The sequence below is a fragment of the Pedobacter psychrodurus genome (genome assembly GCF_004331735.1).
In the GTDB taxonomy this organism is placed as follows: Bacteria; Bacteroidota; Bacteroidia; order Sphingobacteriales; family Sphingobacteriaceae; genus Pedobacter; species Pedobacter psychrodurus.
Genome location: NZ_SJSO01000022.1, coordinates 65,223 through 84,368 on the forward strand (window position 1 = coordinate 65,223; position 19,146 = coordinate 84,368).

General features: G+C 36.3%; 17 protein-coding genes. 11 read left to right on the top strand and 6 right to left on the bottom strand.

Going from position 1 to position 19,146, the window contains the following annotated elements; translation table 11 throughout:
* The first annotated feature begins 8 nt into the window (after positions 1-8).
* Positions 9-1,379, top strand: coding sequence for a RagB/SusD family nutrient uptake outer membrane protein (locus tag EZ456_RS20660; protein WP_165501388.1), 1,371 nt, complete (start codon positions 9-11; stop codon positions 1,377-1,379).
* A gap of 97 nt (positions 1,380-1,476) precedes the next feature.
* On the opposite strand, the gene EZ456_RS20665 is transcribed toward EZ456_RS20660, so the two are convergent.
* Positions 1,477-2,589: a M57 family metalloprotease gene (locus EZ456_RS20665; RefSeq protein WP_131533431.1), complete on the bottom strand. Its 1,113-nt coding sequence runs from the start codon at positions 2,587-2,589 to the stop codon at positions 1,477-1,479.
* 215 nt (positions 2,590-2,804) lie between these two features.
* On the opposite strand from EZ456_RS20665, the gene EZ456_RS25840 reads away from it, so the two are divergent.
* A complete protein-coding gene (locus EZ456_RS25840; protein WP_394343147.1) occupies positions 2,805-2,903 on the top strand; it encodes a RagB/SusD family nutrient uptake outer membrane protein in 99 nt (32 codons plus the stop codon).
* Positions 2,904-2,967: 64 nt separating this feature from the next.
* Here the strand turns inward: EZ456_RS25840 and acs are convergent, their stop codons facing one another.
* Positions 2,968-4,863: an acetate--CoA ligase gene (acs, locus tag EZ456_RS20675; protein WP_131533432.1), complete on the bottom strand. Its 1,896-nt coding sequence runs from the start codon at positions 4,861-4,863 to the stop codon at positions 2,968-2,970.
* A gap of 301 nt (positions 4,864-5,164) precedes the next feature.
* On the opposite strand from acs, the gene rpmB reads away from it, so the two are divergent.
* The 7 genes from rpmB (at position 5,165) to rimO (ending at position 9,188) form a co-directional block, all read left to right on the top strand.
* Complete coding sequence (gene rpmB, locus EZ456_RS20680; protein WP_025145121.1) at positions 5,165-5,398, top strand: 50S ribosomal protein L28; 234 nt, start codon at positions 5,165-5,167, stop codon at positions 5,396-5,398.
* A gap of 44 nt (positions 5,399-5,442) precedes the next feature.
* On the top strand, positions 5,443-5,625 hold the full coding sequence (gene rpmG / locus EZ456_RS20685) for a 50S ribosomal protein L33 (protein WP_010599807.1): 183 nt from the start codon (positions 5,443-5,445) through the stop codon (positions 5,623-5,625).
* Between the two features lie 85 nt (positions 5,626-5,710).
* Positions 5,711-5,866 (top strand): DUF4295 domain-containing protein, encoded by a 156-nt coding sequence (locus EZ456_RS20690; protein ID WP_116250260.1) that lies wholly within the window; start codon positions 5,711-5,713, stop codon positions 5,864-5,866.
* Between the two features lie 119 nt (positions 5,867-5,985).
* Entirely contained in the window at positions 5,986-6,213 is a 228-nt protein-coding gene (locus EZ456_RS20695) for a hypothetical protein (RefSeq protein WP_131533434.1), read from the top strand.
* A complete protein-coding gene (locus EZ456_RS20700) occupies positions 6,213-6,629 on the top strand; it encodes a type II toxin-antitoxin system VapC family toxin (protein ID WP_131533436.1) in 417 nt (138 codons plus the stop codon). Before EZ456_RS20695 ends, EZ456_RS20700 begins: the two co-directional genes overlap by 1 nt.
* Positions 6,629-7,591 (top strand): signal recognition particle-docking protein FtsY, encoded by a 963-nt coding sequence (ftsY, locus tag EZ456_RS20705; RefSeq protein ID WP_131533438.1) that lies wholly within the window; start codon positions 6,629-6,631, stop codon positions 7,589-7,591. Before EZ456_RS20700 ends, ftsY begins: the two co-directional genes overlap by 1 nt.
* Before the next feature lie 265 nt (positions 7,592-7,856).
* Complete coding sequence (gene rimO / locus EZ456_RS20710) at positions 7,857-9,188, top strand: 30S ribosomal protein S12 methylthiotransferase RimO (RefSeq protein ID WP_131533440.1); 1,332 nt, start codon at positions 7,857-7,859, stop codon at positions 9,186-9,188.
* A 73-nt stretch (positions 9,189-9,261) separates the two neighbouring features.
* Here the strand turns inward: rimO and EZ456_RS20715 are convergent, their stop codons facing one another.
* The 4 genes from EZ456_RS20715 to EZ456_RS20730 form a co-directional block, all read right to left on the bottom strand.
* Entirely contained in the window at positions 9,262-9,606 is a 345-nt protein-coding gene (locus EZ456_RS20715) for a hypothetical protein (RefSeq protein WP_131533442.1), read from the bottom strand.
* Positions 9,607-10,742: 1,136 nt separating this feature from the next.
* Positions 10,743-11,744, bottom strand: coding sequence for an NAD(P)H-dependent glycerol-3-phosphate dehydrogenase (locus EZ456_RS20720; protein ID WP_225876580.1), 1,002 nt, complete (start codon positions 11,742-11,744; stop codon positions 10,743-10,745).
* A 119-nt stretch (positions 11,745-11,863) separates the two neighbouring features.
* Positions 11,864-13,204: an efflux RND transporter periplasmic adaptor subunit gene (locus EZ456_RS20725; RefSeq protein ID WP_131533446.1), complete on the bottom strand. Its 1,341-nt coding sequence runs from the start codon at positions 13,202-13,204 to the stop codon at positions 11,864-11,866.
* 91 nt (positions 13,205-13,295) lie between these two features.
* Positions 13,296-14,789 (bottom strand): TolC family protein, encoded by a 1,494-nt coding sequence (locus EZ456_RS20730; RefSeq protein WP_225876581.1) that lies wholly within the window; start codon positions 14,787-14,789, stop codon positions 13,296-13,298.
* Between the two features lie 20 nt (positions 14,790-14,809).
* Here EZ456_RS20730 and EZ456_RS20735 point away from each other — a divergent pair, with 20 nt between their 5' ends.
* A complete protein-coding gene (locus tag EZ456_RS20735) occupies positions 14,810-15,427 on the top strand; it encodes a polysaccharide deacetylase family protein (RefSeq protein WP_131533448.1) in 618 nt (205 codons plus the stop codon).
* Positions 15,428-16,207: 780 nt separating this feature from the next.
* The gene (locus EZ456_RS20740; RefSeq protein ID WP_131533450.1) at positions 16,208-18,973 is read left to right on the top strand and encodes a bifunctional aconitate hydratase 2/2-methylisocitrate dehydratase; all 2,766 of its coding nucleotides are present in this window, start codon (positions 16,208-16,210) and stop codon (positions 18,971-18,973) included.
* Positions 18,974-19,146 lie beyond the last annotated feature (173 nt).

Here is a 19,146-nt window from a genome sequence, read left to right on the forward strand (position 1 = left end):
CTAGAATTATGAAAAATTACTTAAAAAATATAATTGCTGGAGGCCTAATCTTATTAAGCATATCTTCTTGCAAAAAACAATTAGAAATTGAGCCAAAACAGTCCATCTCATCTGGTGTAGCGCTATCAAGTCCATCTGATGTTCAAAATGCACTAACAGGTGCTTATACAGTTTTAGCTTCTGGTGATTTATATGGAACCAATTTGGTTTTTTTGCCCGATATATATGCCAGCAATAACTACTTAAACTGGACAGGTACGTTTAGTACTTATAGAGATATATCTAATAAATCTATAATATCTACAAATGCAGATGTGCTTAGAACATGGACATCTGCATATAAAGCGATTAATGTTGCTAATACAGTTATCTCGGCATTAAGCGTAGTAACGGACCCTACTGCTAAGAGTACAATTGAAGGAAAAGCTTTATTTATTCGAGGAATAATGCATTTTGAATTAGTTAGACTTTATGCACTACCTTTCGATGCTACCGGAACAAATACTAATTTGGGCGTTCCAATTATAACAAAGGCAGTCCAAACTACTGATGATATTGTGTATTCAACTCCTAGAAACACTGTTTCTGAAGTATATACTGCAGTTGAAAATGACTTGAAAGCATCAATAACAAATTTGTCATCTGCAGATGACAAATATGCTTCCATGGCATTTTTGGCAAGAGTATATTTGCAGGAAGGCAAATATGCATTAGCTAGAGATATGGCTAATGATATCATAACTAGTAGCCCATATAGCTTGATTACTTCTTCTCTTGAAGTACCATTTAGAACAAAAAAATCATCAGAGGGAATTTTTGAGATTGCACAAAATGAGCAAAGTAATGCAGGTACATCTAACGACGGTTTAGCAACATTTTACTCTAGCTACCAAAACTCTACTGGCGGAGATGTTGGTAGAGGTGATGCAAGTGTAAATATCAATTTTTATAATTCTTTTGAGACTGGAGATAAAAGACAAACAGAATTAATATATGATGGTGATGGTGCAAAATCAGGGAAATTCACTAAGAAATGGTATGATTATTTTGGAAACATTCCTGTTGCCCGTATTACTGAACAGTATTTGATTAGAGCTGAATGTAATTTTAGATTAGGCACAACTATTGGAGCAACACCGGCAAGTGATATTAATGCATTAAGAACCCGAGCTGGTTTAGGTAATGTTGTACCAACTTTAGCAATTATTTTAAATGAGCGAGAAAAGGAATTAGATTATGAAGGATTCAGGCTTCATGACTATAAAAGAACTAAACGTTCGATTGGAACATTTTCTTATAATGATCCAAAACTTGTATTTCCAATTCCAGATCGTGAACTAAGTGCGAATAAGGGGTTAGTTCAAAATCCTGGGTATTAAATAATATAGCAAAAGATGCCAATCTGAGAATGATTGGCATTTTTGTTTACTATTGTTCTAAAAAAATAATAATTTGGTTTATTATTCACAACTTAATTTATCTTCCAGATTTTAGAGTTATTGCATGAGACAATATACTTGAAAAACCATTAGAATCTACAACTTTAAGTTTAATGTTAGAATTAATTAATTGTGTTCCAGTAGTTATTGTTTCAATTGTAATATGATTAGTCCCTTGTCCACTTGTTATTGTTCCAATACTTGACGGGACCGTCCATGTAAAAGTAACTCCATTCGTATTTGATCCCCAATATTCGTACTCTACTCCACGCCATATTGTATTTGGTCCAATTATTGTCCACGATATTTTTGGGTATAAATTCCATAATGCTACTGCATCTTTATTAGATAAAACTCCAGCTAAAGTATTATTTGGACCACTATTCATAATCGAATTTACATCTGTCCCACCAGCATTCGGAACCTCTATAGCATTTACTGCTGTACCAACATCATCTACCCCATAACTAGATTCCCCTACCTGAAGCCAATCTGTATGTCTAAAACCAATACAATGCCCAAACTCATGAGCAATTACAGTACTCATTTGATTAGGGTTTAGGCCATCATTTATCATACTTTGAGTATTAATCCTTACTAAATTGCCAGCACTCCCATTAAGTGGAGACCGAGCAAGACCATAACCGCTAATAGCTTCATTAACAATTAAAATATCATATGCTGCGCCAGAAACAATACTAAAAAAAATGCCCGCCTGTGTAACACTATTCCATAGACCAATTGCAGCATTTATCTCATTAGTTAAATTAGTTATCGATGGGTCTATAAAAATTCGAACATTAATTCGATTATCAGCGTTAACTAAATTTCCTGTATATGTTTGACTAATTTTTGAATCCCCAATAGCGGGTAAAGTACTCATTAATTTATCCTGTAAAATTAAGGGGGCTTCTACTTTTAAGCTTTTATTTACTGGTATTTTCATGTTTTTTGGAAAAGATATATCACCCTCAACAACATACTCATTTCCAATATCTATTATTGATGACTCAGAAAAACCTAAACTTTTTATGTATGAGAGTACTTCTTTTTTTTCATCGATTACTTGCATGTTATTATTGTCCTTTTTACATGACCCAGCTAATAGAATGACTAAGAGGCTTAAATTTAAAATTTTGTTTGTTTTCATTTTTACTTTTAGTTACCATGCCTAGTCTTACAAAACAGGCATTATTGTTTTTATATAACTACAAATTAACAATAAAAGCATTAGTAATCAATAAATTAAGAAAAAACACATTAAAGATCAGGATGTTGACTAATTGAAAAAAGCTATGTAACACCCAAAAGTATTGAATCATTTTATGGCTTAGCATTCACGATGCAAAAAGAACGCAAACAAATATTGGCAACATACCATGGAATTCTACCAGATTAGTTTTCCCAATTCCACAAAGGGAGATTGACGCAAATACAAAATTGGTTCAAAACCCAGGTTACTAGGAATAGCATGATAACAAAAATGGCCCCGAAAATCGGGGCCATTTTTGTTACTTTAAAATTATGATTAAAGCTTCTTCGTCGCTTCAATAATTTCTTCTACAATTCCTGGATCAAGCAGCGTAGATGTATCACCTAAATTACTGGTATCTCCTTCAGCAATCTTCCGTAGAATTCTACGCATAATTTTGCCGGAACGTGTTTTTGGCAAACCAGAAACAAACAATATTTTATCAGGCTTAGCAATCGCCCCAATTACGCGGGTAACCGTTTGTAAAATATCTTTTTTAGATAATTCTGCTTCGCCATGCATTTCTGGATAAATGACAAAAGCATAAATGCCCTGACCTTTTACATCGTGCGGATAACCCACAACAGCACTTTCTACCACACCGGCGTGCATATTAATGGCGTTTTCTACTTCCGCGGTACCAATTCTATGTCCTGAAACATTTAATACATCATCTACACGACCAGTAATTCGATAATAACCATCTTCATCACGCAAACAGCCATCACCAGTAAAATATAAATTCTCGTAAGTAGAGAAATAAGTTTGTTTGCAACGCTCATGATCGCCGTAAGTGGTACGCAACATGCCCGGCCAAGGGAATTTGATACAAAGATTTCCCATCACCCCGTTCCCTTCAATTTCATTACCATTTTCGTCTACCAAAATTGGCTGAATACCCGGTAAAGGCAGTGTAGCAAAACTAGGCTTGGTTGGTGTTACTGTAGCAATAGGCGAAATCATAATCCCTCCGGTTTCTGTTTGCCACCAGGTATCAACAATAGGCGCTTTCCCGCGACCTATTTTCTCGTCAAACCAATGCCATGCCTCTTCATTAATGGGCTCTCCTACCGAGCCTAAAACGCGGATTGAGCTTAAATCTTTATCTTTAAGAGGTTCTTCGCCATAACTCATTAAAGAACGGATAGCCGTAGGTGCTGTATATAATGTATTTACTTTATGTTTTTCTACAATATCCCAAAAGCGAGAAGGTGTTGGGTATGTTGGAATCCCCTCGAACAATACGGATGTTGCACCTTGCGATAGCGGTCCGTAAATAATATAAGAGTGGCCTGTAATCCAGCCGATATCGGCAGTACAGAAATATACCTCACCAGGCTGGTAATTAAACACATTTGAAAAGGTATACCCTGCATAAACCATATAACCTCCACAGGTATGCACCACACCTTTAGGTTTTCCGGTAGAGCCAGATGTGTAGAGAATGAACAGCATATCTTCTGCATCCATTTCTTCCGCTTCACAAATATCATTTACGTGCTTAACCTCATCTTCCCACCATACATCCCTACCTTTCAGCATCGAAACAGGTGTACGGATATGGGTTAACACGATGCATTTTTCTACGGTTGGGCAACCGATTAATGCATCATCAATTACCTCTTTTAAAGGAATCTGTTTATTGCCCCGATAAGAACCATCGGCAGTAATAACTACTTTACATTGCGAATCGTTAATCCGGTCGGCAATAGATTTAGCAGAAAATCCCCCAAAAATAACCGAGTGAACGGCACCAATTCTTGCGCAGGCTAAAACAGCAATAGCCAGTTCGGGTACCATTGGCATGTAAATACAAATACGGTCGCCTTTTTTAGCACCATTACGTTTTAAAACGTTGGCAAAGCGACAAACGCGTTCGTGCAACATTTTATAAGTATAAGTAACACTTTCTTCTTCAGGATTATTAGGTTCCCAAACAATAGCAGGTTTATCTCCATTGGTAGCCAAATGACGGTCTAAACAATTCTCGGTAATGTTAAGTTTGGCCCCTTCGAACCATTTAATATTCGGTTCGTTAAAGTTCCACGATAATACCTTAAACCAAGGCTTGCGCCATTGAAAGTTTTGCGCTACCTCGCCCCAAAACTGCTCTGGGTTTTCTACGCTTTTTTTATAATCTTCTTCGTATTGCTTAAAAGATGTAATTTGCATTGCTCGTTTTTATATTTTGGATTAGTGGCGGCTAATTTAAATAAATAATAATAAGGAGAAATAGTCTAATCGTATCAAAATGAATATCAAACGTTTGATCAGAAATATTTATTTTTAATAGATGTAATATATGAAGAATTTAATATTCGGCATTACAATCATTGCACAAACCTTTACTGCCTATAAATATTAATTATAAAAAATAATTAGCTAGGCTATTGTTGTTTACAATTATTATTCAGATATTTGCACACTCTTAAAAAAATTAAGCGGACGATATTAACAACTATATTTACAAGTCATGTCAAGAGTTTGTGATTTAACAGGAAAAAAAGCAATGGTAGGTAACAACGTTTCTCACTCAAACGTTAAAACCAAACGCAAATTTTACCCAAACCTACAACTTCAGAAATTTTATATTCCTGAAGAAAACCGTTGGATTACGTTGAAAGTTTCTACTTCAGCGATTAAAACCATCAATAAAGTGGGCATTAGCGAAGCAATTAACCGTTTCGTAAAAAAAGGATTTTTGTAAAAAACATTAACTGTTGAGATTAACAGTTTTCAATTTATATTAAAATGGCAAAAAAAGGTAACAGAGTTCAGGTTATTTTAGAATGTACTGAACATAAAGAAAGTGGCATGCCGGGTATGTCTAGATATATTTCTACCAAAAACCGTAAAAACACTACTGAAAGATTAGAATTGAAAAAATTCAATCCAGTATTGAGAAAAGTAACCGTACATAAAGAAATAAAATAATTGAATGAAGGATTGATTGAATGATTGAATTAAAAAATTCGCTCATTCTAACATTCTCTAATTCGATCATTAAAATTATAAGAACATGGCAAAGAAAGTAGTTGCAACCCTTAAAACAGGTACAGGTAAAGAATATTCGAAAGTAATTACAATGGTAAAATCAGCAAAAACTGGTGCTTACTCATTCAAAGAACTTATCGTACACAACGACCACGTAAAAGATGCTATTGCATCTAAATAAGGTTAATATTTTTTAATATTAAAAATATTAAAGGCCGTTCCGTTTTAACCGGAAGGGCTTTTTTTGTTAGTGAAATTTACGATAGGAAATAATTGATTATCTTTGAAAAAAGCATAACCATGGAAGCGTATAAGTTTAAGACAAAAGTTTCTGAAAATGGGACTATTGTTGTTCCTGACGGATTTGATGTAAAAAATAAAGAGGTCGAAGTCATTATTTTGGATGAAGTGATTCAAAACGCTCCAAAAAAGAACATGAAAGAATTTCTTGACAAGTTTTCGGGAGTATTAGAGGGGATTGATCCGGACAAAGCTAAATACGATTATCTTATGGATAAGCACAAATAATGAATATTCTATTTGATACCAATATTTTTATAGATGTTAGCCTTAAAAGACTTCCTTTTTTTGACGATTCTTTCGAGGCACTCAGCAAGGTGGACGGTATTAATATAAATGGGTTCATTTTAGCTTCAACTTTTACTGACATATATTATATCTGTAAAAAAAATATTGGTCATGATAAAACCATAGATATTCTTACTACACTTATAGGTACAATTAACATTCTTGGCATTAATAAAGATACCATCATCTTCGCAATCCATTCCAACTTTTCAGATTTTGAAGATGCTGTACAAAATGCTGCTGCAGAGCTAAATCAAATTGATCTTATCGTAACCAGAAATACAAAAGACTTTATTGGCAGTAAAATACCTGCACAAACACCTACCAATTTCCTAAAAAACATAACAAATAACTAATGGGTTTATTCGATTTTTTCAAAAAGAAAGAAACTGCCCCTGAAGCTCAGGAAGCGCTGGATAAAGGTTTAGAGAAAACTAAAGATGGTTTCTTTAATAAAATTACCAAAGCTGTAGCAGGAAAATCTTCTGTTGATGATGAAGTTCTCGATAATCTGGAAGAAGTTTTGGTCACTTCTGATGTAGGCGTAAGTACTACATTAAAAATCATCAAACGTATTGAAGAACGTGTTGCCAAAGATAAATACCTCAATACCTCAGAGCTAAATTTTATCCTGCGTGATGAAATCCAGTTACTTTTATCTGAAAACAATAGTAACGATTTCCGTCAGTTCGAATATGGCGATCATAAACCCTATGTAATTATGGTGGTTGGCGTAAATGGTGTTGGTAAAACAACTACTATCGGAAAGCTGGCGCATAAACTTAAAGAATCGGGACTTAAAGTAGTATTAGGCGCTGCCGATACCTTTAGAGCCGCAGCCGTTGATCAGATTAAACTTTGGGGCGAACGCGTTGGCGTGAGGGTTGTAGCACAAGCTATGGGCTCCGATCCTGCTTCAGTTGCTTTTGACACCTTACAGTCTGCTGTTTCCAGTGGTGAAGATGTAGTGATTATTGATACTGCCGGACGTTTACACAACAAAATCGGCTTGATGAACGAGTTGGGTAAAATTAAACAAGTGATGCAAAAGGTAGTACCAGGCGCACCGCACGAAATTTTATTAGTATTAGATGCCTCGACCGGACAAAATGCTTTTGAACAGTGCAAACAGTTTACCGAAGCTACTGATGTTAATGCATTGGCCATTACAAAATTAGATGGAACAGCGAAAGGTGGTGTAGTAATCGGAATTTCAGATCAGTTCAGAATTCCTGTTAAATATATTGGTGTAGGAGAAAAAATTGGCGACTTACAGCTTTTTGATAAGAAGGAGTTTGTGAATAGTTTGTTTAAATAATCTAATCAATCATTCGTCATTGCAAGGCACGAAGCAATCTTAATGCTATGGGTTATTTTAATTACGAGATTGCTTCGTGCCTCGCAATGACGTTGAACACGTAAAGCCAGCAAAATTAAAACAGGATTATTGATTAACTTTGGCAACACCAGCTGTGAGGTCAAAAGGATATCTGTGTAATCCTTTAAAATATCCACACCAGAATATCAGTGGAATCACCAAATCTGTGGAATCAAACCGCAAGGAGGGTGTAAATAACAATAATATGAATACCAAAATAGTAAGAAGTAAAAGCGCAGTTAAGCAACCTAAAATTAATGTAATTACATTAGGCTGTTCTAAAAACATATACGATTCGGAAGTATTGATGGGGCAGTTACGTGGCAACAACTTAAATGTTGTGCACGAATCAGACAAGATGGGCAAAGATGATATCGTTGTAATTAACACCTGCGGTTTTATCGATAATGCGAAACAAGAATCAATCGATACCATTCTACAGTTCAGTGAGCTGAAAGAAGCTGGTAAAATTGGCAAAGTAGTGGTTACAGGTTGTTTATCTGAACGCTACAAACCAGAATTAGAATCAGAAATTACCAACGTTGATGCCTTTTTCGGCACTAACGATCTGCAGAATATATTACATGAGTTAGGTGCCAATTACAAGCACGAGCTTATCGGCGAGCGTTTGCTAACCACCCCTTCTCATTTTGCCTATTTCAAAATTGCTGAAGGCTGTAACCGTCCTTGCTCTTTCTGTGCCATCCCTTTAATGCGTGGCAAACACTTGAGTAAACCAATGGAAGAGTTGGTTAACGAAGCTAAAATATTGGCTAAAAACGGCACAAAAGAACTGATTTTAATTGCCCAGGACCTTACCTACTATGGCTTAGATCTTTATGGCGTACGTAAGTTAGATGAACTGATGCGCCGTTTATCGGATGTTCCCGGAATCGAATGGATTCGTTTGCAATACGCCTACCCTTCTGGTTTCCCGATGGAAATTTTAGATGCCATGAACGAACGAGACAATATCTGCAAATACCTGGATATGCCATTGCAGCACATTACGGATAATATGCTAAAATCTATGCGTCGTGGTACCACCAAACAAAAAACCATCGATTTAGTGAATCAGATCAGGGATAAGGTGCCAAACATTGCCATGCGTACCACTTTAATTTGTGGCTACCCAGGCGAAACTGAACACGATTTCGAAGAAATGAAGGAATGGGTTGCAGAAACCAAATTCGATCGTTTAGGCTGTTTTACTTATTCGCACGAAGAAAAAACCCATGCGCATACTTTAGTAGATGATATCCCAGATGAAGTAAAACAGCAACGTGTAGATGATATTATGGAAATTCAACAAGGTATTTCTTTCGATATTAACCAAGAAAAAGTAGGTAAAACCTTTAAGGTGCTGGTAGATAAAAAAGAGGGTGATTTCTTTGTAGGAAGAACTGAATTTGATTCACCTGAGGTTGATAACGAAGTTTTAATCGATGCAGCTACAGGTTATGCCGCTAACGGAAGTTTTGTAAATGTAAAAATTGACCGGGCTGAAGATTTCGATCTTTACGGTACTATAGTATAAATTAAACCCTCCGTTTTGTTTATAAAAAAGAAGTCAAGTTTTAAAAACTTGACTTCTTTAAAATTACATTTTACTATTTTTTAGATGCAGGTCTGTTTTTAATCTGACTAGCTTTTAACCAAATTTTAGCCCCTTTCGAGTTCACATAATATTTTTCATTTTTTGCATTGATGTAAACATCAGATCCATCTGGTGCCATTTTACCTTTCCAGGTTTTATCAGCAACTTTCGAACTACCTTTTACCGCAACTTCGGCTGTTTTATTACCTACAGATTTAGCACCTTTACCAATTGCTTTTCCGGTATGATCTAATGCTTTACCAACTTCAGTTTTTTTCTTTTCTTGGGCGTTTACGTTAAAGGCTACACCTCCAAATAAGGCAAGCGTTAATAAACCCATTACTAATTTTCTTTTCATGACAGCTATATTTTATTTAAGTGATAACAGTTGATCTATTTGTTTTGTTTTATAGCTACACTTATTACTGAGGCTAACCATTGAGATAAAAAAATAAAGATCTGTTTTTGAAGCGCAAGGCCAGTACAACTATCAATTTCTGTTCCCGTCCTCCTCTATATCCCTAAGCTGCGCTCTGGGATGCCGCTTCGACCGGGGCTAAACAGCTACTGACTGCAAAGGAACTGAGAGCAAAGCTGCCCATTATTTACAGTTAATATACGCTATGGTTTTGTTCTACAGACCTTGGTTAAATAAACCTTATTGTAGCGGTTATCCTTTTTGTTGCACCAACTCGAAAGCAGCAATAATACCCACAAAAAGATAGAAGCGGAAAGAAGGACTGCCAGAACCTACAGAGCAATAATCCTGATTTACATAAAAAATTAAAATCTTTATTTTGGAGCGCAAGGTTCAGAGCAATTATTAACCATTGTTCCCGTTCTCCGCTATATCCCTACGCTACGCTCTGGGGATGCCGCTTCGACCGGGGCTAAACACTTTGGCACTACAAGAAAACACTAAATGCCCATTTAGTTCCTTGTAAGAATTCATTTTTTATTTCTTGCACAGCCTCTGCTTCAATAAACCTTATTGTAGCGGCTATCCTTTTTGTTGCACAACCTTGAAAGCAGCAACAACGCCCACAAAAAGATAAAAGCGGAAGGAGGACTGCCAGAACCTACAAAGCGATAATCCTGATTTACATAAAAAATTAAAATCTTTATTCTGGAGCGCAAGGTTCGGAGCAACTATTAACCTTTGTTCCCGTTCTCTGCTATATCCCTACGCTGCACTCTGGGGATGCCGCTTCGACCGGGGCTAGGCACTTCTGATCTGCCAGGGAACCGATACAAAGCTGCCCATTATTTACAGTTAATATACGCTATGGTTTTGTTCTACAGACCTTGGTTAAATAAACCTTATTGTAGCGGTTATCCTTTTTGTTGCACCAACTCGAAAGCAGCAATAATACCTACAAAAAGATAGAAGCGGAAAGAAGGGCTACCGAAGCGAAAAGCGGTGAATCTGCTTTCCAATGAAAAAATAAAATCTTATTTTGTAACGCAGAACATTACAACCATTAACATTTTTTCTTAATTTAATTTCTCCGCCAGTAATTTCATTTCGATATGCGGCGACCGGTTTTCGTAAATAATACTATGCACCGCCTTACAAATTGGCATATCTACATTGTATGCCTGGTTTTTAATATGCATGCATTTCACTGCATAATAGCCCTCGGCAATCATGTTCATTTCCAACTGTGCCGATTTTACGGTATATCCTTTCCCTATCATATTGCCAAAGGTACGGTTACGGCTAAATTGCGAATAAGCGGTTACCAATAAATCGCCCAGATAGGCAGATTCCATAATGTCGCGGTTAATGGGGTGAACAGCATCAACAAAACGTTTAATTTCACGGATCGCATTACTGATCAGTACAGCCTGAAAGTTATCGCCATAACCTATGCCATGACAAATGCCGCTGGCAACGGCATATATATTTTTTAAAACTGCAGCGTATTCCGTCCCAAAGATATCATCCGATACATTAGTTTTAATGTAACGGGTATTTAAAAATGAAGCAAATGTAGATGCTTTCTCCACGTCGGTACAGGCGATGGTTAAGTATGATAGTTTTTCTAAGGCTACTTCTTCGGCATGGCAAGGGCCACTCACTACTAAAATATCATGATAAGGAATACCATAATTTTGATGCAGAAATTCGCCAATAATCAGGTTATCTTCCGGAACGATCCCTTTAATGGCAGAAACAATCTTCTTCCCTTTTAAATCTTCTGCAGTGATGGTAGATAAAGTATCTTTTAGAAACGCTGCGGGGACATTTAAAATTACAAATTCAGCCGAGTTTATAATGGCATTAATATCAGAGGATATATTGTTCTCTTGCGTAAGTTTAATTTCAACAGCACTAATATAATTTGGATTATGCTTAAATTTTTTAATGTGCGCTATGGCTGCTTCATTACGCATCCACCAAAAAATTTCTTTTTCAGCTAAATTATCTGCAAGCATTTTTACAATGGCAGTCGCCCAGCTCCCGCCCCCTATCATTGCTATTTTAGGTACCATGTTTATAAAAAAGGTTTAAGGTAAAAGGTGTAAGGTTTAGGGTTCAGACCATTTGCCTTAAACCCTAAACCTTACACCTTAAACAACGCAAGTTACTATTTCTTGCGGGTAATTATAAACTACTTCTTAGCGTCTTTGTTAAACAACTGGTCTTTAGATGTTTTCTCTACAACCATTCCATCTTTTAATTTGTTTTGGATAGCTGAGTAAGGACCAGTAACAATTTCTGCCCCAGTTTTAACACCAGATTTCACAATAATGAACTGATCGTTTTGGATACCAGTAGTTACCTCTGTTTTTTTAACCTTTTTGGTTTTCGCGTCGTAAGCATAAATGTATTGTTTCACCTTTTTATCGGTTAATTTAGATTTTTGCTTATCAGTGTTTGCTTGGTTACCTTGGTTTTGGCTTGCATCAGCAGATTTTGCATTATCAGTAAATACCGCTTGGATTGGAATAGCCAAACCAGTTAACGATTCGCTTTCTATATCAACAGTAGCCGACATTCCTGGACGGAAGATAGATTGTTGTTTGCCTGCTAATTCTTCAGTAATTCTAATTTTTACCGAGAAATTCGTTACCTGATCTACTGAAGTAGATACAGCGGTACCTACTGCTGTTGATGAACTTGCAATTTCGGTTACCTCTCCTCTAAATTTTTTATCAGAAAAAGCATCAACCTCAATCGAAGCTTTATCTCCAACTTTAACGCGAGTAATATCATTTTCATTCACATCAACGTTAACCTCCATTGTTGATAGGTTAGAAATACGCATAATTTCTGTACCTGCCATTTGCGAAGTTCCTAAAATACGATCTCCCAATTCGATTGATAGTTTCGAAACCACTCCATCAACTGGTGCATAAATAGTAGTTTTAGCTAGGTTTGCACCTGCTTCTTTAACGTTTGCTCCAGTTTGTTCTAAGGTAAATTTAGCACCGGTTACATTTTCTTTTGCACTGGCTAAATTGGCTTTTGCTGTTAAAAAAGCAGCTTTTGCGGCATCAAATTCTGATGCTGAGATTACTTTTTTATTAAAAAGCTCAACATTCCGTTTGTAGGTTGCATCTGCATTTACAAAATTAGCTTGGTTTTGAGCCAATTGCTGTTGCGCTGCTGCAACGCTTGATCTTTGTGCATTAAAACTAGCTACAGTTCTTTCGTACCCTGATTGCAAAACATCAGGACGCACTTTACAAAGCAATTGACCGGCTTTAACAATATCGCCCTCTTTTACCTTTAATTCTACTACCTCTCCCGATACCTCAGAACTTAATTTAACTTCTGTTTCTGGCTGTATTTTACCACTTGCGGTTACTGTTTCTACAACAGTTTTATCTGATGCTTTTTCTGTAGTTACTTTTTCGGTTTTATCTCCTCCAATAACTCCGGCGAGTTTTAATATAACTAGAAGAGCTACGATAGCAACTACGGTAATAATAATATGCTTCAGTTTCATAATTTATTGTATTTCGTTTGTTTGTATTAAAGTTATCATGTTTAAGGTTGAAACGTTTAAAGTTGTACCCTATTCTTTCAGTATTTTAAGCTTAGAAAGTAATTTGTTTGCCTAAATAGTAATCTATTACTTTTGCTCTAAACAAAAGATCATATTTAGCCTGGATAAAATCTATCTCCGCTTTATTTCTATTAGTTTGGGCTGTGCTATAATCTAACGAGTTTACTAAACCAACATTATAACGCTGCTCAATTACATAAAAGGCATCTTTTTGCGCCTGAAATGCATTCTGTGTTGATGAATAACGGCTTTCTGCAGCCTTTAAATCATACACTGCCTGCGAGATTACCTTACTTAAATTATTCTTGGTAAGTTGCTCCTGCACCTGTGTATTCTGATAATTAATTTTTGCCTTTCTAACATTTGTCCGTGCCTGGAAACCATTAAAAATAGGAATCGAAAGATTTAATCCAACATATTGGTTAAAGTTATCCTCTATCTGAGAACCGAATGCCTGTTTACCTAAAACAGTTACAAAATCTGGTGTTACAACAGATTCGTTGGTTGTTAATGTTCTTCCAATTTCAGAGAATCCATTTGGGGTAACAGAAACCACTCTACTTCTACCACTCGAAAAATTCGATCCTAAACCACCTCCGATAGACAATCTTGGATAATAAGATGATTTTGCAACACTGATTCCTCTTAATGCAGCTTCAGTTCTTAACGATGCTAACTTAATATCCGGGAAACTAGTTACCGCACTGGTAAAAATTGTATTAATATCATAACTGTTCTGCAAAGAATAATTTTCTGCAATAACCGGAGCCTTTACTTCAAACCTGTTTTCTGGTTGCATTTCCATCAATTGATTTAAAGTTAAATAAGATACCGATAATGTATTTTGAGCATTTGTAGTATTCAATTCGGCAGTTGCCACCTGAGATTTTGCCTGCGAAATATCGGCTAAAGTTTTATTACCAGCATCTAGTAAAGCTTGTTCCCTTTTTAAGGTCTGCTTAGCTACATCTAACTGTTGTTGCGAGGCCGCCAATAAATCTTTATTATACAATATCTGCATGTATGAAGTTACCACCTGTAAAATTAAATCATTTTTAATTTTCTCTACATTAGTTTGATCGGCAGCAAGCAAAAGTTTGTTCTGTCTGATCTGGTTTATCTTTTGAAAACCCTGAAAGAGATCTGCACTTGCTGTTACACTTCCATTTGCGGATGAAAATTGTTGTGAAATAAACTGATTGGTTGATGGATCGATGCTACGGCCAAAGTTTTTATTGTAGTTTGCTGAGCCGTTAAGCGTTGGTAAAAGCGCATTTTTAGATTGACTTAACGTTTCATTGCTTAAAGCGGCACTAAAAGCAGCCTGTTTGATCTGTAAATTATTTTTAAGGGTATTATCTACTGCCTGTTGGATGGTTAAAACTTGCTGGGCATTAACATTAGTGGCAAAACCGAGCGCAATAACAAAAGCAAAACCGGTAACTAACTTCTTCTTGGTAAACATCTTCATAATTTGTTTCAAATCTATATAAACAACTTTAATAATTTCAATCTGTACAGGCATTTAGTAACTTTGTAGCTAAAATGTACCTGATCAAATCACCGCTTCTGCTAAAATGGTATTATCCATCACTCTTATGGAATAAATCCCGCACCGAAAAAGTTATTTATTTGACCTTTGACGATGGACCTATACCCAATGTTACAGATTTTGTATTAAAAACTTTAAAAGTCTTTAATGCTAAAGCTACATTTTTTTGCATTGGCGAAAATATTGTAAAACACCCCGAAGTTTTTGAACGTGTAAAAAACGACGGACATGCCATTGGCAACCATACTTTCAATCACCTAAAAGGCTGGAAAACCGATAATGAAACCTACCTTCAAAATACAATAAAATGCCAAGAACTTACACAAACCGATCTTTTCCGCCCACCTTACGGGAGAATTAAGAAGTCGCAAATTTCAAATCTCAAATCTCAAATCTCAAATCTCAACATCGTAATGTGGGATGTACTCAGTGGCGATTTTGACACTAAACTCTCGCCCGAAAAATGTTATCAAAACGTGATTAAACATACCGAAAATGGCTCTATAATTGTATTTCACGATAGTTTAAAAGCATTCGATCGTTTATCTTACACACTTCCCAAAGTATTGGCTTATTTTACTGATAAAGGTTTTACATTTTTAACATTGTAGACCCGAGCTAATCTTATGCCAAGCCTTTAGCAACGACACAAAGTACTGATTAACAAAAAGTTAATAGATATTAAATTAAAATGATGTTCAAAATCGTACAAATCTGTCCGATAATGAACGGTTAAAACAGGTATTAAGATCCTATCGTTTATAACTACTTTTTACCTTACTAACAGCAGCCTGATTAACATTAATTTGTAGCGCCCAGTTTTTAGCTTCTTTTTTTGACGTGATCGTCATCAGGCTGTATCATATTTGTAATTCCATTCGAATTTGTCACGTTGAGCTTCCCGAAAAATCGGGACAAGTAGTCGAAACGCCTTTCGAGATATTTAAAGAGGTCCTTCGACAGGCTACCATTGACAGATCTTTTGAGAAAGGTCGTCATTGCGAGGAACGAAGCAATCTTAAAGCGCACGCTAAATCCGATAGCTATCGGATCAGGGTGATGATTATAATATAAATCTGGTAAGAATGGAGATTTAAGTTATACCAGGCACTCAAAAAACACTCACTAAATCGCAAAACCCAGCTCATGATTTATAAGTTTTTTATGACCTTTAATCCACATCTTTTTTCGTAGTTTAGAACCATTCCAAATTGTTTAATCACCTGCCTAAATTGCATTTAAGGGTTGTTTTTTGCTATTTTTGTTTTAACCAAAAAATTGAGCCTTATTGGTTCAGTTAACGCAAATTAATGTACAAAAGCAGTATTCTTTTTTGTAAAGAGCGGGTGTTTGTTGCACAATCTAATAGCAAAAAGAATAAAATATCTAAGATGAGTATTTATAACGATTATATCCAGGAGATTGAAGAAAGGAAAACCCAAGGTCTTCACCCTAAACCTATTGATGGAGCTGAATTATTGAGTGAAATTATCACTCAAATCAAAAATGTAAACAATATTAACAGAGAAGATGCTGTTAACTTTTTCATATACAATACCCTTCCAGGCACTACAGGTGCGGCTGTTGTAAAAGCACAGTTCTTAAAAGAAATTATTTTAGCGGAAACTGTTGTTACAGAAATTACACCTGATTTTGCTTTCGAATTGTTGTCGCACATGAAGGGCGGACCTTCTATTAAAGTTTTATTAGACATCGCTCTGGCTGATAATGGCGATAAAGCTAAAAAAGCAGCAGATGTACTTAAAACACAAGTTTTCTTGTACGATGCCGATACAGAGCGTTTGAAAGACGCTTACAACAACGGCAATGATATCGCTAAACAAATATTAGAGAGCTACGCTAATGCCGAATTTTTCACAAAACTTCCTGAAGTAGCAGAAGAAATCAAAGTGGTAACTTTTGTAGCTGGTATTGGCGATATTTCAACCGATTTATTGTCTCCAGGTAACCAGGCACACTCTCGTTCAGATCGTGAATTGCATGGTAAATGTATGATTACGCCAGAGGCTCAGGAGCAAATCAAAGCACTACAAGCACAACATCCAGATAAAAGTGTGATGTTGGTAGCTGAGAAAGGCACTATGGGTGTAGGTTCTTCACGTATGTCGGGTGTAAACAATGTGGCACTTTGGACGGGTAAGCGATCTAGCCCTTATGTCCCATTTGTAAACATCGCTCCAATTGTAGGCGGTACTAATGGTATTTCGCCAATTTTCTTAACAACAGTTGATGTAACTGGTGGTATTGGTATCGACCTTCAAAACTGGGTAAAGAAAAGCGATGAGCATGGTAATGTTATCCGTAACGAAAAAGACGAGCCAATTTTAGAACAAGTGTTTTCTATTGAAACAGGAACTGTTCTTACCATCAATACAAAAACAAAAAAATTATATAACGGCGACCAAGAGTTAATTGATATTTCAAAAGCATTGACGCCTCAAAAAATGGAATTTATGAAAGCGGGGGGCTCTTACGCCATCGTTTTTGGTAAAAAAATCCAAACTTTTGCAGCTAGAATTTTAAACGTCGAAGCACCATTAGTGTTTGCACCAGCAAAAGAAGTATCAATTGAAGGACAAGGCTTAACCGCTGTAGAAAAAATATTCAATAGAAATGCAGTAGGTTTAGCACCTGGAAAGGTTTTACATGCTGGTTCTGACGTTCGCGTAGAAGTAAATATAGTAGGTTCTCAAGATACTACTGGTTTAATGACCGCTCAAGAATTAGAGGCAATGGCTGCTACAGTTATTTCTCCAATTGTTGATGGCGCTTATCAATCAGGTTGTCATACTGCATCTGTTTGGGATAAAAAAGCTCAGGCAAACATCCCTAAATTGATGAAATTCATGAATGAGTTCGGTTTAATTACCGCTCGTGATCCCAAAGGCGAATATCATTCAATGACAGATGTTATCCATAAAGTTTTGAACGACATCACAATCGACGAATGGGCAATCATTATCGGCGGTGACTCGCATACACGCATGTCTAAAGGCGTAGCTTTCGGTGCCGATTCGGGTACGGTTGCATTAGCATTGGCAACCGGAGAGGCTTCTATGCCGATTCCTGATTCGGTTAAAGTTACGTTTCAAGGTCAAATGCAAGAACACATGGATTTCCGTGATGTAGTTCATGCAACACAACTGCAAATGCTGCACCAGTTTGGTGGAGAAAATGTATTCCAGGGTCGTATCATCGAGGTACACATCGGTACTTTATTAGCCGACCAGGCCTTTACTTTTACAGACTGGACAGCAGAGATGAAAGCAAAAGCATCTATCTGTATTTCACAAGACGATACTTTAATCCAATCTTTAGAAATCGCTAAAAAGCGTATCCAAATCATGATAGACAAAGGTATGGACAACCATAACCAGGTACTTCAGGGATTGATTAATAAAGCGAACAAACGTATTGAGGAAATTAAAACTGGTATCAAGCCAGCTTTAATGCCAGATGATAATGCCAAATACTATGCTGAAGTAGTAATTGATCTGGATATCATTAACGAGCCAATGATTGCCGATCCAGATGTGAATAACGTAGATGTTTCTAAACGTTATACCCACGATACAATCAGAGACTTAACTTTCTATGGTGGTGATAAAAAAGTAGATCTTGGTTTCGTTGGCTCATGTATGGTACATAAGGATGACTTGAAAATCGTTTCTCAAATGTTGAAAAACGTGGAGAATAAAACCGGTAAAGTAGAGTTCAAAGCACCATTGGTAGTTGCCGCTCCTACCTACAATATCATTGATGAGTTGAAAGCAGAAGGCGATTGGGAATACTTACAAAAATACTCTGGATTTGAGTTCAGTGATGCTTTACCTAAAAGTTCAGCACGCACGGAATATGAGAACATCATGTACTTAGAACGCCCAGGTTGTAACCTTTGTATGGGTAACCAGGAGAAAGCGGCTAAAGGCGATACCGTAATGGCTACGTCAACCCGTTTATTCCAGGGCCGTGTGGTAGAAGATAAGGATGGTAAAAAAGGAGAGTCATTATTGGCATCTACACCAGTAGTGGTTCTGTCTGCTATCTTAGGTCGTATTCCAAGTATTGAAGAATATAAAGTAGCAGTAGAAGGCATCAACTTAACAAAGTTTACCCCTATTTCTACGAAACAATAAGAAACAAATAAACATATTACTTGTTAACAAACAACGAGGCTATCTGACACACCGGATAGCCTTTTTGTTTATGTAAAATTTTGCATAGAATGTTTTTAAATAACACAATTTGACAAATCTCAAAAACAAGTCTGTTAAAAATTGTTTAATTTAGATAGTCTCATTATTGACAA

What these genes read in the sequence shown, in the direction of transcription:
- EZ456_RS20665 (WP_131533431.1), bottom strand. Translation starts at nt 2,589, where the DNA reads ATGAAAACAAACAAAATTTTAAATTTAAGCCTCTTAGTCATTCTATTA.
- EZ456_RS20725 (WP_131533446.1), bottom strand. Translation starts at nt 13,204, where the DNA reads ATGAAACTGAAGCATATTATTATTACCGTAGTTGCTATCGTAGCTCTT.
- EZ456_RS20715 (WP_131533442.1), bottom strand. Translation starts at nt 9,606, where the DNA reads ATGAAAAGAAAATTAGTAATGGGTTTATTAACGCTTGCCTTATTTGGA.
- EZ456_RS20735 (WP_131533448.1), top strand. Translation starts at nt 14,810, where the DNA reads ATGTACCTGATCAAATCACCGCTTCTGCTAAAATGGTATTATCCATCA.
- EZ456_RS20690 (WP_116250260.1), top strand. Translation starts at nt 5,711, where the DNA reads ATGGCAAAGAAAGTAGTTGCAACCCTTAAAACAGGTACAGGTAAAGAA.
- ftsY (WP_131533438.1), top strand. Translation starts at nt 6,629, where the DNA reads ATGGGTTTATTCGATTTTTTCAAAAAGAAAGAAACTGCCCCTGAAGCT.
- EZ456_RS20720 (WP_225876580.1), bottom strand. Translation starts at nt 11,744, where the DNA reads ATGGTACCTAAAATAGCAATGATAGGGGGCGGGAGCTGGGCGACTGCC.
- EZ456_RS20740 (WP_131533450.1), top strand. Translation starts at nt 16,208, where the DNA reads ATGAGTATTTATAACGATTATATCCAGGAGATTGAAGAAAGGAAAACC.
- rimO (WP_131533440.1), top strand. Translation starts at nt 7,857, where the DNA reads ATGAATACCAAAATAGTAAGAAGTAAAAGCGCAGTTAAGCAACCTAAA.
- EZ456_RS20660 (WP_165501388.1), top strand. Translation starts at nt 9, where the DNA reads ATGAAAAATTACTTAAAAAATATAATTGCTGGAGGCCTAATCTTATTA.
- rpmG (WP_010599807.1), top strand. Translation starts at nt 5,443, where the DNA reads ATGGCAAAAAAAGGTAACAGAGTTCAGGTTATTTTAGAATGTACTGAA.
- EZ456_RS20730 (WP_225876581.1), bottom strand. Translation starts at nt 14,789, where the DNA reads ATGCCTGTACAGATTGAAATTATTAAAGTTGTTTATATAGATTTGAAA.
- EZ456_RS20700 (WP_131533436.1), top strand. Translation starts at nt 6,213, where the DNA reads ATGAATATTCTATTTGATACCAATATTTTTATAGATGTTAGCCTTAAA.
- rpmB (WP_025145121.1), top strand. Translation starts at nt 5,165, where the DNA reads ATGTCAAGAGTTTGTGATTTAACAGGAAAAAAAGCAATGGTAGGTAAC.
- EZ456_RS20695 (WP_131533434.1), top strand. Translation starts at nt 5,986, where the DNA reads ATGGAAGCGTATAAGTTTAAGACAAAAGTTTCTGAAAATGGGACTATT.
- acs (WP_131533432.1), bottom strand. Translation starts at nt 4,863, where the DNA reads ATGCAAATTACATCTTTTAAGCAATACGAAGAAGATTATAAAAAAAGC.